At 65.7% G+C, this 15,299-nt stretch carries 14 protein-coding genes; 11 read left to right on the top strand and 3 right to left on the bottom strand.

What is annotated here, in order from left to right; genetic code table 11:
• Nucleotides 1-74: 74 nt before the first annotated feature.
• The 11 genes from ccmA to ACGFZ3_RS12395 are packed head-to-tail and all read left to right on the top strand — an operon-like array spanning nt 75 to nt 8,717.
• Nucleotides 75-746 (top strand): heme ABC exporter ATP-binding protein CcmA, encoded by a 672-nt coding sequence (ccmA, locus tag ACGFZ3_RS12445; RefSeq protein WP_392921371.1) that lies wholly within the window; start codon nt 75-77, stop codon nt 744-746.
• Nucleotides 743-1,438, top strand: coding sequence for a heme exporter protein CcmB (gene ccmB / locus ACGFZ3_RS12440; RefSeq protein ID WP_392921369.1), 696 nt, complete (start codon nt 743-745; stop codon nt 1,436-1,438). Before ccmA ends, ccmB begins: the two co-directional genes overlap by 4 nt.
• Nucleotides 1,439-1,492: 54 nt before the next feature.
• The gene (ccmC, locus tag ACGFZ3_RS12435; RefSeq protein WP_392921366.1) at nt 1,493-2,260 is read left to right on the top strand and encodes a heme ABC transporter permease CcmC; all 768 of its coding nucleotides are present in this window, start codon (nt 1,493-1,495) and stop codon (nt 2,258-2,260) included.
• A complete protein-coding gene (locus ACGFZ3_RS12430; protein ID WP_392921363.1) occupies nt 2,257-2,442 on the top strand; it encodes a heme exporter protein CcmD in 186 nt (61 codons plus the stop codon). Before ccmC ends, ACGFZ3_RS12430 begins: the two co-directional genes overlap by 4 nt.
• On the top strand, nt 2,439-2,900 hold the full coding sequence (ccmE, locus tag ACGFZ3_RS12425; RefSeq protein WP_392921360.1) for a cytochrome c maturation protein CcmE: 462 nt from the start codon (nt 2,439-2,441) through the stop codon (nt 2,898-2,900). Before ACGFZ3_RS12430 ends, ccmE begins: the two co-directional genes overlap by 4 nt.
• On the top strand, nt 2,901-4,820 hold the full coding sequence (locus tag ACGFZ3_RS12420; RefSeq protein ID WP_392921357.1) for a heme lyase CcmF/NrfE family subunit: 1,920 nt from the start codon (nt 2,901-2,903) through the stop codon (nt 4,818-4,820).
• Between the two features lie 34 nt (nt 4,821-4,854).
• The gene (locus ACGFZ3_RS12415; protein WP_392922015.1) at nt 4,855-5,436 is read left to right on the top strand and encodes a DsbE family thiol:disulfide interchange protein; all 582 of its coding nucleotides are present in this window, start codon (nt 4,855-4,857) and stop codon (nt 5,434-5,436) included.
• A 46-nt stretch (nt 5,437-5,482) separates the two neighbouring features.
• Nucleotides 5,483-5,938 (top strand): cytochrome c-type biogenesis protein, encoded by a 456-nt coding sequence (locus tag ACGFZ3_RS12410; protein ID WP_392921354.1) that lies wholly within the window; start codon nt 5,483-5,485, stop codon nt 5,936-5,938.
• On the top strand, nt 5,932-6,927 hold the full coding sequence (locus ACGFZ3_RS12405; RefSeq protein WP_392922012.1) for a tetratricopeptide repeat protein: 996 nt from the start codon (nt 5,932-5,934) through the stop codon (nt 6,925-6,927). The genes ACGFZ3_RS12410 and ACGFZ3_RS12405 overlap by 7 nt, the downstream gene beginning before the upstream one ends.
• Before the next feature lie 59 nt (nt 6,928-6,986).
• Complete coding sequence (locus ACGFZ3_RS12400) at nt 6,987-8,099, top strand: homoserine O-acetyltransferase (protein WP_392921351.1); 1,113 nt, start codon at nt 6,987-6,989, stop codon at nt 8,097-8,099.
• A 3-nt stretch (nt 8,100-8,102) separates the two neighbouring features.
• Complete coding sequence (locus tag ACGFZ3_RS12395; RefSeq protein ID WP_392921348.1) at nt 8,103-8,717, top strand: DUF1294 domain-containing protein; 615 nt, start codon at nt 8,103-8,105, stop codon at nt 8,715-8,717.
• A gap of 304 nt (nt 8,718-9,021) precedes the next feature.
• On the opposite strand, the gene ACGFZ3_RS12390 is transcribed toward ACGFZ3_RS12395, so the two are convergent.
• The 3 genes from ACGFZ3_RS12390 to ACGFZ3_RS12380 are packed head-to-tail and all read right to left on the bottom strand — an operon-like array spanning nt 9,022 to nt 15,193.
• Nucleotides 9,022-10,473, bottom strand: coding sequence for a hypothetical protein (locus ACGFZ3_RS12390; protein ID WP_392921345.1), 1,452 nt, complete (start codon nt 10,471-10,473; stop codon nt 9,022-9,024).
• Nucleotides 10,470-13,124 (bottom strand): hypothetical protein, encoded by a 2,655-nt coding sequence (locus ACGFZ3_RS12385; RefSeq protein ID WP_392921343.1) that lies wholly within the window; start codon nt 13,122-13,124, stop codon nt 10,470-10,472. Before ACGFZ3_RS12385 ends, ACGFZ3_RS12390 begins: the two co-directional genes overlap by 4 nt.
• 59 nt (nt 13,125-13,183) lie before the next feature.
• Nucleotides 13,184-15,193, bottom strand: a complete 2,010-nt coding sequence (locus tag ACGFZ3_RS12380) for a hypothetical protein (protein ID WP_392921340.1) — start codon at nt 15,191-15,193, stop codon at nt 13,184-13,186.
• Nucleotides 15,194-15,299: the final 106 nt, after the last annotated feature.

Genomic DNA, 15,299 nt, shown 5'->3' with positions numbered 1-15,299 from the left:
ACGAAATCCACTCCGGGCGTGACGGCCGGATCTGGCCATTGGGTTCGGCCTCCCTGCACCGGTACACTGCGCCGATGCTGAATTCTTCGAATACCCCTCCGTTGCTGGCCGCGCATGGCCTGGCCTTCAGTCGCAACGATGAACCGGTGTTCGGGCCGCTGGACCTGCAGGTGGATGCCGGTGAGGCATTGCTGGTGCAGGGCGACAACGGCGCCGGCAAGACCACCCTGCTGCGGGTGCTGGCCGGGCTGCTGCGCGCCGGCAGCGGCAGCATCCAGATCGATGGCCGCCGCGCCGGTCATCGGGAGCGGGCCCAGTTCGTGGCCTACCTGAGCCACATGACCGCGCTCAAGCCCGACCTGGACACACTGGAGAACCTGAATTTCCTGTGCGGCCTGCACGGCCGGCGCGCCCGGCAGATGCCCGGCAATGCGCTGGCGATCGTGGGCCTGGCCGGCTTCGAGGACACGTTGGTGCGGCAGCTGTCGGCTGGCCAGAAGCGACGGCTGGCGCTGGCGCGGATCTGGTTGTCGCCCGCCCCGCTGTGGCTGCTGGATGAGCCGTACGCCAACCTCGACCTGGACGGCATCACTCTGGTCAACCGGATGATCTCCGCGCACCTGCGCAGTGGTGGCGCGGCCTTGATCACTACCCATGGTGCCTATGCGGCCCCGCCGGTGCGCACGCGGCTGGTGACGCTGGCGGGTGCCGGCCAACGGCCAGCGTTTTCCGGGGATGCTGCATGATCGCGCCGGGGACCCAGCCGGGCCTGTGGCAGACCGCGCGCGCCTTGGCCGGGCGCGATCTGCGCCTGCTGTGGCGGCGCCGTGGCGATGCGCTGCAGCCGCTGCTGTTCGCGCTGCTGGTGGTGGTGCTGTTCGCGCTGGCGCTGGGCCGCGATCCGCCGTTGATGGCCAAGGTGGCCGCCGCCGTGCTGTGGCTGGCGGTGCTGCTGGCCGGGCAGCTGTCGCTGGACAGCCTGTTCCGCAGTGATGCCGAGGATGGCTCGCTTGAACAGTGGCTGCTGGCCCCGGTGCCGCTGGCCTGGCTGGTGCTGGTGCGCGTGCTGGTGCACTGGGCCACCACCGCCCTGCCGGTGATCGTGGTGAGCCCGCTGCTGGCCGAAATGCTGCATCTGCCACATGACCAACTGCCGATATTGCTGGCATCGTTGCTGCTCGGCACGCCGCTGCTCAGCCTGATCGGCGGAGTCGTGGCCGCGCTGACGGTGAGCATCCGGCGCTCTGGTATTCTCGTAGCGTTGCTGGCGTTGCCGCTGTTTGTGCCCGTTCTGGTGTTTGGTGCGGGCAGCGTGGCCGCTGCCGCGCGCGGGCAGGATCCGGTCGGGGCGTTGCTGCTGCTGGCCGCCGGGTTGGTCGTGGCGCTGGTCTTGGCGCCGCTGGCTACGGCGGCCGCCATCAGGATTTCATTGAGTTGACGTCGCATCCGTTTTTGTTGGTTTGTTTTTCCCTAGCTGGATAGCCATCGCTGCATGAATAGCCTTGTCCGCTGGTTCCACCAACTTGGTTCGCCGCCCACCTTCGACCGCTTTGCGTCGCGCTGGTCGCGTGTGTTCACCATCGCCGCCCTGCCCGTGCTGTTGATCGGAATCTGGCAGGGGCTGCTGGTGGTGCCCGCCGAGCAGACCCAGAACGATGCCTTCCGCATCATCTACATCCATGTGCCCAGCGCCTGGATGAGCCTGTTCGTGTTTGCATTGATGGCACTGTATTCGGCCATCGCGCTGGTCTGGCGGATCAAGATCTGCGAAATCCTGGCCATGGCCTGCGCGCCGATGGGCGCCGGCTTCACCCTGATTACCCTGCTCACCGGCAGCATCTGGGGCAAAGGCACCTGGGGCACGTGGTGGGATTGGGACCCGCGCATGACCAGCGAACTGATCCTGCTGTTCCTGTACCTGGGCGTCATCGGCCTGTACCACGCCATCGAAGACCGCCGCAGCGCCGCGCGCGCGGCCGGCCTGCTGGCCATCGTGGGCGTAGGCCTGCTGCCGATCATCCGCTACTCGGTGGACTGGTGGGGCGGCCTGCACCAGCGCCAATCCGTCAATGTGTTTGGCGACAACGCCGTGCGCCCCGAGCTGATCGCGCCGCTGTGGTGGATGGTGGTCGCCACCAAACTGTGGTTCGTCGGTTCGCTGCTGGCCAAGGCCCGCGCCGACAACCTCAGCCGCGAAGCCGGCAAGGCCTGGGTGGCCGAGCGCCTGGGCAACGAAGCTGCTGGAGAACCATCGCGATGACCCACGTTCCCTTCATCATCGCCGCGTACGCGGTGTTCGTGCTGGTACTGGTCGCCGACGCGCTGGGCTCGTGGCTGCGCCTGCGCAGCGCGCGCCGCCAGGCATTGCGCCGGGTGGAACGCCTTCGCGCCCGCGACGCATCCACGCCGGCCGCGCCGCTGGCCACGGAGCTGAGCCGATGACACCGGTCCAGCGCCGCCGCCTGGTCTGGGTGCTGCTGCTGCTGCTCGCCTCCGGGCTGGCCACCACGCTGGTGGCGTTCGCGCTCCAGCGCAACATCGCCTACCTGTACACGCCTTCGGAAGTGCTGCGCGGCGAACAGGGCACCCAATCGAATTTCCGCCTCGGCGGCATGGTGGTCAAAGGGTCGTTCCAGCGCGCCGAAGGCTCGCTGGACGCGCACTTCGTGGTGACCGATGGCGATGCCACGCTGCCGGTGACCACCTCGCGGATCCTGCCGGACATGTTCCGCGAAGATTCCGCCGTGGTCGCGCTGGGCACCCTGAAGAACGGCGTGTTCGTGGCCGACGAAGTGCTGGCCAAGCACGACGAGAACTACATTCCCAAGGAAGTGGCCGACAAGATGGGCGCGGCCCACACCAAGCACGACGTTCCGGTGCCGCCCGTGGAGACACGCTGAGTGCTGCCTGAGCTGGGGCAGGTTCTGCTGGTCTGTGCGCTGCTGGCCGCCCTGCTGCAGGCGGTGCTGCCGCTGTGGGGCGCGCAGCGCGGGCGCAGCACATGGATGGCCGTGGCCGTACCGGCCGCCTTCGCGCAGCTGGTCCTGGTGGCCGGCGCCTTCGTCGTGCTCACCATCGCCTTCGTGCAGCAGGACTTCTCGGTGCGCTACGTGGCCGAGAACTCCAATACCCTGCTGCCGCTGGCCTACCGCTATTCGGCGGTGTGGGGCGCACACGAAGGTTCGTTGTTGATGTGGGTGCTGGTGCTGGCGCTGTGGGGCGGCGCGGTGGCGCTGTGGTCCAAGCGTCTGCCCGATACCGTGCGCGCCCGCGTGCTGGGGGTGATGGGCATCATCAGCCTGGGCTTCATCGCGTTCCTGTTTTTCACCTCCAATCCGTTCGCACGGTTGTTGCCGGCGCCACCGGAAGGCCGCGACCTCAACCCGCTGCTGCAGGACCCGGGCCTGATCATCCATCCGCCGATGCTGTACATCGGTTACGTGGGCTTTGCGGTGCCGTTCGCCTTTGCCATTGCCGCCCTGCTCGATGGCCGCGTGGATGCGCGCTGGCTGCGCTGGACCCGGCCGTGGACCAATGTGGCCTGGGGCTTTCTCACCCTGGGCATCGCGCTGGGCAGCTGGTGGGCGTACTACGAGCTGGGCTGGGGCGGCTGGTGGTTCTGGGACCCGGTGGAAAATGCCAGCTTCATGCCGTGGCTGGCCGGCGCGGCGCTGATCCATTCGCAGGCCGTGACTGAAAAGCGCGGCAGCTTTGCCAGCTGGACGCTGCTGCTGGCCATCGCCGCGTTCGCGCTGTCGTTGCTGGGTGCATTCCTGGTCCGCTCGGGCGTGCTCACCAGCGTGCATTCGTTCGCGGCCGATCCTTCGCGCGGTGCCTTCATCCTGGTCTTCCTTGCGCTGGTGATCGGCGCGGCGCTGCTGCTGTATGCCCTGCGTGCCGGCGCGCTGGGCAGCGATGATCCACGCCGCGGCTTCATGCCCACTTCGCGCGAAACCCTGCTGCTGGCCAACAACCTGCTGCTGGCCGGCGCCTGCGCCATGGTGCTGCTGGGCACGCTGTACCCGCTGCTGGCCGATGCCTTGGGGCTGGGCAAGGTCTCGGTGGGGCCGCCCTACTTCGGCACCCTGTTCATCGTGTTGATGGCGCCGCTGGTGGCGCTGCTGCCGTTCGGGCCACTGGTCAACTGGCAGCGCGACCAGGCCTCCAGGCGCCTGGCACTGCTCGCACCGTGGGCGGTGCTGGCGCTGCTGCTGGGCGTGCTGGCGTGGTTCATGGCCCCGCAGGGCAAGCTAAAGGCCGCGGCCGGCGTGGCGGCAGCAGCGTGGGTGGCATTGGGCACCGCGCGTTTCATCTGGACCCGCCTGCGGGGCAACGGCCGCTTCAACGCCGAAATGGTCGGCATGCTGCTGGCCCATACGGGCGTAGCGGTGTTCCTGGTCGGCGCACTGCTGGTGGAAGCCTTGAACGTGCAGCGCGAAGTAGCACTGAGCCCCGGGCAGGACCTGGAAGTAAGCGGCTACACCCTGCGCTTTGAAGGCGTGGACCACCAACAGGGCCCCAACTACGTGGCCGACCGTGGCCATGTGCGCGTACTGCACGACGGCCGCGAGCTGGCGCTGCTGCATCCGGAAAAGCGCGCCTATGCCAGCGGCGGCCAGGTCATGACCGAAGCCGGCATCCATGCGCGCGTGCGCGGCGATGTGTACGTGGCGCTGGGCGAGCCGCTGGGCAACAATGCCTGGGCGGTGCGCGTGCACATCAAACCCTTCGTGCGCTGGGTCTGGCTGGGCGCCCTGCTGATGGCGCTGGGCGGGTTCGTCACCGCTGCCGACCGCCGTTTCCGTCGTTTCCAGGAGTAGTCCCGTGTCTGATCCCCGCCCCGCCTCCCGTCCCCTGCCCCCGGTCGCCATCGTCATCGGCGTGCTGTTCTTCTTCGGGCTGCTCGGGCTGATGGTGTACGGGGTGATGAAGTCCGGCGCGCCGGACCGCGACATCCTGCCCTCGGCGTTGATCGGCAAGCCTGCGCCGGCATTCGAGCTGCCGGTGCTGCACGATCCCACCCTCAAGGTCAGCAGCGTCCAGCTGCGCGGCGCGCCGTACGTGCTCAACGTGTGGGGCAGCTGGTGCGCGGCGTGCCGCGAAGAACACCCGATCCTGACCCGTTTCGCCGAAACCAAGCGCGTACGGGTGATCGGCTACAACTGGAAGGATGAGCCGGCCGACGCGCTGCGCTGGCTCGAACAGCTGGGCAACCCGTTCGTACTGGTACTTACCGACATCGAAGGCCGCACCGCCATCGACTGGGGCGTGACCGCCGCGCCGGAAACCTTCCTGGTCGACGCCAGCGGCGTGGTGCGCTGGAAATACAGCGGCGCGCTGACCCAGCGCGTGATCGATACGAAACTGCTGCCTGAACTGGAGAAGCTGGAGCGTGCCAATGCACAACCGCGTACTACGCCGCCTCCGGCGAGCTGAGCCCGGGGTCGTGCGCCCGGCAACGCCGGCACGGTGCGGGCGCGCCATGCGTGCGCTTTTCGGCCTGCGGGTTGCTTTTGTGGCGGTAGCGCTGCTGCTGATGCCGGTGCTCGCGCTGGCCCAGGTCGTCTCCGACCCCACCCCACTCCAGTACCGGGATGCCGCCGAAGAAGCCCGCTTCCACGCGCTGGCCGCCGAGCTGCGCTGCGTGCAGTGCCAGAACCAGTCGCTGGCCGATTCCAACGCGCAGATCGCGCACGACCTGCGCCGCGAAGTGCTCACGCTGATGCAGCAGGGCAACAGCGATGCGCAGATCAAGCAGTTCCTGGTGGAGCGCTACGGCGAATTCGTGCTGTACCGCCCGCTGATGGATACCCGCAACAGCCTGCTGTGGTTCGGGCCGCTGGTGCTGGTGCTGGCCGGTGCCGGCGTGCTGGTGTGGGTGGTGCGTCGGCGCAGCCGCCAGGTGCAGCCGATGGGTGACAGCGAGGAACGCTGGTGAGCGCCTGGATGCAGGCGATTGCCGGCCTGGCCGCCGCCGTGGTGGCCATGGTGGTGCTGTGGCCATTGCGCGGCAGCGGGCGGCGCGGGCCGTTCCTGGCGGCGGTGATCGCCCTCGGCGTGGCCGGGGTGGCGCTGTACATGCTGGTGGGCACGCCGCAGGCGGTAGATGCCGTGGCCGATGAGGGTCCTGCTTCGTTGCAGCAGGGGGTGCGCGAGCTGGAAGAAGCGCTCGAACGCGAGCCACAGCGTGCCGATGGCTGGGCGCTGCTGGGTCGTTCGGAACTGGCGCTGGGCAACCTGGACAAGGCCAATCAGGCCTTTGCGCGCGCCGTGGCTTTGGCGCCGGATGAAGTGCCGCTGCTGGTGGAAGCGGCGCAGGCGCGTGCGCAGGCCGATGCGGGCAAGCAGTTCGATGACACTGCGGTACGGTGGTTGAAGCATGCGCAGCAGCTGGACCCTGCCAGCGAGCGTGCGGGCTGGCTGATCGGCATCGCGCAGCGCCAACGTGGGCAGGATGCCCAAGCGGCGGCCACCTGGGAGGCGCTGCTGCCTCGCTTGGAGCCGGCAGCGGCCACGGCACTGCGTGAGCAGATTGCCATCGCGCGCGAGAAGGCCGGCATGCCGGCCGCGGCGCCTGCTGCGGCGGCCTCCCCGGTCGGGCTGGATATCGAGGTGACGCTGGACCCGGCGTCTGCGGCAAAGGCGTTGGCTGCTGGCACGCAGGTGTTCGTGATCGCACGTATGCCCGGTGGGCCGCCGATGCCGGTGGCCGTGGAGAAACATCCCGCAACGGCGTTGCCGTTGAAGATCCGCCTGGACGATGCCGACAGCCCCATGCCTACGGCGATGCTGTCGTCGCTGAAGGAAGTGGAGGTGTTCGCGCGGCTGTCTGCCTCGGGCACCGCCACCCGGCAGGAAGGCGATGTGGATTCCAAGCCGGTTCGGGTGGCCCTGCCGCACGGAGGCACGATCAAGCTGATGCTGTAGCGGCACACCATGCCGCCCGTCACCACGGCGCAGCCGCCCGCCCCGGTTAAACTGGCCCCATGACCGAATTCATCCCGCCAGGCACCCGTTACCACGCCCTGCCCTCGCCCTTCACGTTCAAGCGAGGCGGGCAGCTGCACGGCGCGCACGTGGCCTTCGAAACCTGGGGCACGCTCAGCGCCGATGCCAGCAATGCCATCCTGATCGTCACCGGCCTGTCGCCCGATGCGCATGCCGCCGCCAATGACGCCAACCCCTTGCCCGGCTGGTGGGAAGGCATGCTCGGCCCGGGCAGGGCGATCGATACCGACCGCTGGTTCGTGATCTGCGTGAACTCACTCGGCAGCTGCAAGGGCTCCACCGGCCCGGCCAGCGTGAATCCGGCCACCGGTGAACTGTACCGGCTGAGCTTCCCCGAACTGTCCATCGAAGACGGCGCCCGCGCTGCGGTGGAGGTGGTGAAGGCACTGGGCATCACCCAGCTGGCCTGCGTGATTGGCAACTCGATGGGGGGCATGACCGCGCTGGCGGTGCTGCTGCTGCACCCGGGAATCGCGCGCAGCCACATCAACATCTCCGGCAGCGCGCAGGCGCTGCCCTTCTCCATTGCCATCCGCTCGCTGCAACGTGAAGCGATCCGACTGGACCCGCAGTGGAACGGCGGCCGCTACGATGATGCGCACTACCCCGAATCCGGCATGCGCATGGCGCGCAAGCTGGGCGTGATCACCTACCGTTCGGCGCTGGAATGGGATGGACGCTTCGGCCGCGTGCGTCTGGATTCGGACCAGGCCGATGATGATCCGTTCGGGTTGGAGTTCCAGGTGGAAAGCTATCTGGAAGGTCACGCCCGAAGGTTCGTGCGCTTCTTCGACCCGAACTGCTATCTGTACCTGAGCCGTTCGATGGACTGGTTCGACCTGGCCGAATATGCCGATGGCGATGTGATGGCGGGACTGGCCAGGATCCAAGTGGAAAAAGCGCTGGCCATCGGCGCCAACACCGACATCCTCTTCCCGGTGCAGCAACAGCAGCAGATTGCCGATGGCCTGCGCGCCGGTGGAGCCGATGCGCAGTTCATCGGGCTGGACTCGCCGCAGGGACATGATGCCTTCCTGGTCGATTTCGAGCGGTTCGGGCCGGCGGTGCGTACGTTCCTGGATGCGCTCTGAGCCATGCGCCAGCAGGGCAGGCTGAGCGAGTGGAATGACGCCCGCGGGTTTGGCTTCGTGCGGCCCAATGGCGGCGGCGACCGCTGCTTCGTGCATATCCGCGCGTTCCCGGCCCGCGACCGACGGCCTGTGCTGGGTGATGTGATCACCTATGACGTGCAGCGCGACGCGCAGGGCCGCTTGAATGCCGCCAATGTGCGCTTCGCTCTGCAGCGTGATGGACACAGGGCCGGCACCGCCAGAAAGACTGATGGCGGGCGCGACTGGATGCCTCGACGCGTAATCGCCCTGCTGTTCCTGGCTGGCGTGGTGGCAGCCACGACGCTCGGGCACTGCCCGGCATGGATTGCCGCACTTTACATCGGCTTGAGTGTTCCCACCTTCCTGGTCTACTGGCTCGACAAGAGCGCGGCGCAACGCGGTCGGCAACGAACGCCGGAAAAGGCGCTGCAGCTGCTGGCCTTGGCTGGCGGATGGCCGGGCGCGCTGTTGGCGCAGGCAACCTTGCGGCACAAGAACCGCAAGGTATCGTTCCAGGTTGCGTTCTGGACGGCGGTGGTGATCAATATCGCAGCACTGGCGTGGCTGGCCAGCGCTGACATACGCCTCGCCGGATGATGCACGAGGGCCGGCCAACGGCCGGCGTGCGACGGACGAGTCTGCGGTAGCGTCGTGCCGACCGACGGACCGGCGCCCGGCCTGGCCCAGACTTTCGGGCCTGGCGCGGGTGATCAGGTGCATGTGGGTGAAGTTCACCAGGCGAAGAACGGGGTGTCGTCATCGGCGGCCTGCTTGATGAAGCCTTTCGCGCGTTCAGCGACGTTGTCATCGCAGGTGACCATTCTCGCCGAACTGGCCGTGGTGCAGCCCGCGTTCTTCAGCAGCGCGGCGACGGTCGGCGACAGGCGCTGAGGGACGCGCGTCAGGCAATCAGAGTGGGCGACAAGCGGGGGAAGTTCGGCGTCGTCGGCCAGCTCCCGCCGGCATCGAAGCTCACGCTGACGGTCACGTCGAACGTCGCGTTGCGTTTGAGCCCCTCCAGTACGGAACGCGGTATCACCAGATCGCCCTGCGCGCCAAGGCCATCGAGCGCTTCCTGCGGGGTGACCCGGTGTCTGTCCAGCACCACCTCAGACACCGCCGTGCCGCTCGAACTCAGGCCTTGCATTTCGATGGTGACGCACTGGTCGGTGCTGATCAACATCCATCGGGCCAAGGTCAGCTTCGCTCCGCCGGCCGGCACCGCCGCCAGGCTCAGGTTGCCGCCGTAGACGCCGGCGCACTGCACGGTGGGCAGGCCGTTGACCGGCAAGGTGCCGACCTTGACGCCGCGATGCGGCGACGGGTGCAACTGGTCGGCCGCATCGATGATCTCGTAGTGCAGCGCCACGGTCCCGCCGATGTATGCGGCCACCGCTTCTTTCGGAATGCGGAAGCTTCGGCCGCCGTCACTGATCGGCACCTTGGTGCGGTAGGCACCGACGCTGCCCGGCTCGCCCCATTGGATCCACACTTCCTTGTCGTCGGGCCGGATGTCGGCGGTGTCGGACAGCACCACGGTCACCCCACTGAGCGCGTTCAACGGGTTCAGGTTCAGCGTTTCGCCGCTGCCGGTAGCTTCGCTCACGCCCGGCCAGTCCAGCTCGCGCGGACGCACCGAGGTTTTCACTTCAAGGGTGGCGTAACCGGCGAAATCGCCCAGGTTGCCGGCGCGGTCCTGCACCCGGTAACGCGCCAGCCGGGTGCCATCGCCGCTTTCCCGGATCATGTCGCTGCGGAAGCCGATTTCAATCGGGTTTCCGATATCGGCCTGGGCCAGCACACGTGCGCCCACCTGGCGGTTCTCGTCACGGGTTTCATCCCAGAACCAAGTGAGCGTGTCGCCTGCCTTGGGCGTGGTGTACACCGGTACCGTGGCCATCACGTTGTCGTGCAGATCCAGGTACTCGCCGGTGATGCCGTCGGCGATCACATCCGGTGGGAACACCAGCATGCCCTGCCCTGACGCGAACGTGGGCTTGGTGGTGTCGACGGTGATTTCAAGCACGTGTGAATCGGCCATGCCCCCATTGAAGGTCATGACCTCATAACGGATCTGATGCGTTCCTTCGTGTGAGTGCCTGTCCTCGACGTGGAATATGCGGTCCTGCGGGGTGACCGGTGCGGTGAACTCCCGGACCGCTATTTCGGTTTCATTCCAGAACAGCCACACCCGTTCGGGCGAACCCGGCGTCGGGATCGAGTTCTTCCACATGGGCACTTCCACTTGCAGCGGTTCGTCCAGCGCCGACACGGGCAGGAGATTGGGTTCACCGCCCGCGATATCCGGTAGCACGGCGTCCACGATGGGTGGAAGCAGTAGATTCCTGCTCATCCTTCCTCCTCGCCGAAGTTCAGGCTGCACTCCCCTGCACCGGTGAACATGCCCACACGCGCCTCCGTGACGTCAGATGTCGCCGGCTGCCCCTGGTAGTCGAACGCGTAGTGGATGCGCGCCCGCCCAGCGGGTCCGCCAGGACCATCGGGATCGTGCGTTGGGGCAATGTGATCTTCGAACGGCTGTACCCGCCACACAAAGCCGGTGGGCTTGTGCGCTGCATCCAGCGTGATGGGTTCTACCTTGATCGCATCCGTGAGCACGTCTTCTCCGTCCAGTTTGGCCAGAGGGGTCCAGGTGAGCGTGACTTGATCGCCTTCGGCAAGGTATTGGGAAAGATCAGGAACCTGCACCAGCACCGCATGATCGGCGCCGTCGAGTGAGAAGCAATTGAGCCATCCTTCCGGGCTGAGGTTCAGGAACGTGGGCGCTTCGGGGGTGACCACTACCGCCGCCACCTTGACGTGGGTGGTAGGCGAAATCTGCTGGTTGGGTGAGCCCGGGCCATAGATGCGGTACTCCACCGGGACCTGCGCCGCGTTGCCGGCCTGTTCCACGAAAGACCACGGCACGGTCACTGAGACGACCCTGCCCGGCGTGTCGCCCGCCTGGATGATGTATTGGGCATCCGGCACCAGCACGCCGCCCCAATACACATCGATCAGCTCGTTCTCATTCACCGGGTCGTAAAGGGCGATATCCACGCGGACGTCCTCACCCGTGTCTTCCGGCGTCAGCTCGTCGAGCAATCCAGACACCTTTCCGAACACTTTGGCCTTTTCCAGGTTCGGATTGTTCAGGTTTGGCCAGTCCGGCAGCACAGGGCCGATGTACGACAGGTTCACGTCCGTAGAGATCGCCTTTGCTTCCGAACCCACGGCACCGCGCAGGATGCGGTAGCTGACGTGGGTGCTCTTGGCGTCCACCGCGTCGCCATACTCCGCCTGCACCGTCTCGGTGGGCACCAGGATCGGCACCGGCCAGTCCGGCGCAGAGCCGAACTCCTCTGGTTCCAGCACCGTGTCGCCCCAGGTCACCTCGATGCGGTCGGTAGCCTTCAGGTTTTCAAATTTCGGGATGCGCACGAGGACGCCCTCGAGAACATCGGCCAGGTCGATCTGGCCGTCCTCGGCTTGCTGCACCAACGGATCCTTCAGATCGGCGGGAAGCATCCCCAGCGCGACCGCCACATCCCGCCAGACCGACAGCCGACTGCGGTTGAGGGCTTTATCGAACAGCACGTAGACGATCGCGCAACCTCCGTCCCCGGCTTCACGAACCACCTGGGCGGGAACGATCACATCGAACGGAAGTTCAGTGATGATCGCGCGACCGGCCGGCTCAAGATCGGAAGGCTCCTCGGGGCGCTCTTCGCCCACCCACCAGTACGTGATCCTGTCACCTGGCTGGAAGTCGTCGTACGCCTCGAGCGTGCACGTCACTCCCTCGGGATGGGCGTCAAGATAGTCGTCTGTAATGGCCACGTCCGGCGCGGTCAGCGGCGGCGGCTCCGTCCCTTTGAACGGTGGAGCGGTGTCTGCGATCAGCGTCACCACCTCTGACCGTGCCTTTCCTCCATTCCACCCTTGCACCGCATAACGCAGCTTGAAGGGCCCATCTGGACGGAGTGCCACATCGGGCAACGTAAAGGGAATGGGGAAGCTTTCAGGAGGAATCGGCCCCACGATCTCAACGACCGGAGTCGCCTCGTAGTCCGCGTCCGCAGGGTTCTCCTTGCGGGTGTATTCCAGCCAGAGCGTGTCCTTGAGCCCCGGCAGTGCCTGGTTCTTCCAGGGCGGGATCAGCACTTCCAGTCCTTGTTCGGCGGTGATCACCACCGCGTACAGCGTATTGTCATTCCGGTCTGCGATGTCGCGATCGTGGAATAGTGGCGGGTCCATCAGGTCTGACGGGGCGTCTTCCTTCACCTCCAGCGACACGTACCTGGAGAACCCGCTGGGGTTGCCCGCGCGATCCTTCACCTCATAGCGCACCTTCCACGTTCCTGTACCGTGCTGACGAATGCTGGCGCCGGGGATGTCCAGGCTGATGGGCTCCTGGTAATCGTTGCTGTTGAGCACGCGCTGGACCATGACCGTGTCGTCGTCATTCTGCGCATCCCAGTAAGCGGTAATCACATCGCCAATCTGCGGGCGGGTGTACGCCGGCACTTCGGCGACGATCTTGTCGCCATTGGCGGCAAGATACGCTTCGGTGATGCCGTCCTGGAAGAGCTTCGGGTCGAAGACCAGTTCGTTGGGGTCGCCCAGTTCGGGCACTGACGTGTCGATGACGATGGTGATGCTGTGTGACGTCAACTCCAGCGGTGGATCTGGCGCGTCCTGGATGATCGTGACCGAGTAGCGGACTTCAAAAGTACCTTCCTCGAAGAACCGGATCGGCACCCGCAGTGTTCTTGCACTATCTGGATTGGGGGCTGTCGCCGACGTAAATGTGACAATTGCGGCGGGATCGGTCCCCCAGAGAATCTTCAGCGTATGGGTGTTGGTCTCGTTGGGTTCCCCGTCCCAGCGGGGTGCCAGCACTGGCAGCTGTTCGGTGAGCATGTCCGCCGGCAGCAGGTTGCCTTCCAGCAGTCCCGTCACGATGGGCGGGGGAAGCAAGTCTGTTGGTGCATTCGTCTTCATGATCCGCTCCTCTGCATGACTTCCATGCCGCGACCAGGTCCCGCGTTTACCGCGCCGCTCTACTCAAGCGAGCAGGATCCGTTGGGCGTGTGCATCGCCATGATCGCCACCTCTTCCAACGAGGTGACCGGGTCGCCCTGGTAGTCGAATGAATACTTGATCCTGCCGTGACCCGAATGAGAGATATCGGCGTCATATACTGGCAGAAGGTGATCTTTGTACGGTTTAACAAGCCAGACGAAGCCCGTCACCGTCGTTGCGTCCAACTCGACCGGTTCCGTCAGGACCGCGTCGGTGAGCACTGTTCCGTTATGCATCGGCGATGTCGGCGTCCAGGTCAACGTGACCGTATCTCCCGCTGCGAGGTACCTGGTCAGATCCGGCACCTGAACCCGCACCGCGTGCTCGGGCCCATACAGCGAAGCGCAGGTCAGCATATCGCCTTCATCGGTGGGGATCACGTCCATGAACGTCGGCGCCGGCGGCGTGTGGACAACCGCCTTGGCGGTGACGAGTGTATCGGTGGAGTGTTGTTCGTTCGGCGAACCCGGCGCGCTGATCCGGTAGTGAACGGGCAGCTCGGGCAGATTGCCCGCCTCAAGGATGTACTTCCACGGAATGGGGCGCTCAATGATGTCGCCGGTCGCATCGTCGGCATTGACTTCATAACGCGCTTCTTCCACCAGCACGTTGTTCCAGTAGACGTTGATGAGCTCGCCGGCGTTGAGCGGCTCGTAGAGCTTGATTTCAATGCGCGCGTCCTGCTCGAAATCGTCACTGGTCAGTTCGTTGGGCGTGTTGGAAACAGCTCCCAGCACGGTTCCGGGTATCAACGCGGGGTTTACCGGGTCCGGCCACTCCGGCAGGTCCGGGCCTATCACCTTGAGGTCCACATCGACCGTGGTCTGCATGACGGCGGAGGCCACGTCTCCGCGAAAGACCACATAGCTCACCACCGTACTGACCGGGCCGTCGGCCAGTCCGTACTCGGCCTTCAGTACATGCGTTGGTACGCGGATGGGAATGGGGAAGTAGGGTGCCGAACCGATCTGTTCCGGCTCAAGCGGCGTTGTGCCCCATGTGACCTGGATCATGTCCGTGGGCTTGCTGTTGAGGAAGGTGGGAATGTGAACATCCACGCCGACGAACACATCCATGAGATCCACCTGACCATCCTCGGCAAGCGGTACCTCGGGCGGGCCAAGTTCATCCGGCAGCGCGCCCAGTGCAACGGCTACCCTGGCGACGTGTGAAAGGGCACTGCGATTGGTTGCTTTGTCAAACAGGATGTACGCCAGGTAGCAGCCACCATCGCCCGTTTCCTTCACCAGCTGCGCGGGCACCACGATGTCCAATGGCACCTGGGTTACCGGTCCCGATCCAGCGGAGGGAACATCGACGGGCTCGTCGGGGACTTCATTGACCCACCAGTAAACGACCTCATCTGTTGGCTGCCATCCCTCATAGGCCGGAATGGTGCAGGTAACACCTTGCGTGTTGGTGTCCAGGTAGGCATCGGTGATGGGTTCGGCGGGAATTCCCGGCTTTTCCGGTACCGCGACGCCCCACGGCGGTGTAGCGTCGGCGATCAGCGTAATGGGGTGGGAGTACTCTTGGCTGTTGTTCCAGGCGATGACGCGATAGCGCACGGTGATGGGACCGTCCGGCTGCAGGTATTCCCGGCCAAGCGTGATATCCCATGGAAATTGCGACGCGTCCGCAGGTGCGGGAATGGGCTCGGAAGCAACCTGTTCGAATTCTTCCTCCGGCGGTGAGGTCCCTCGCGCGAATTCCAGGTACAGGGTGTCATCCAAGCCTGGTATGTTCGGCAGATTCGCCCACGCCGGTACCCGCACCACCAACCCCGCTCCGGCGGCGATCACATCCTTGTTGAGCGTGTTGTCGGCGGGGTCGACGATGTCTTCGGGTCGAAGGTGGGGAGCCACCAGCGCAGGTCCCTCGCCATTCCGGACCTCGCCACTGCGTATCGCGACGCTGCGCTCGGCCCGCTGCTTGCGCCATGCTGCCCGGGTCTGCTGGGCCAGTTGTTTTTTGTCGACAGTGTTCATGGGCTGCTCCGTTGAAGGGTTCAGGAATGTCCTCGGTATGGATTTTCCATGTCCAGGACAGCGTGGTGGTCGGCGACGGTGGAGCGTTCGTTGAGCGTCTCAGTGA

It is taken from the genome of Stenotrophomonas sp. NPDC047960 (assembly GCF_043204395.1).
GTDB lineage: Bacteria > Pseudomonadota > Gammaproteobacteria > Xanthomonadales > Xanthomonadaceae > Stenotrophomonas.
This window is presented reverse-complemented; position numbering and strand designations above follow the sequence as displayed.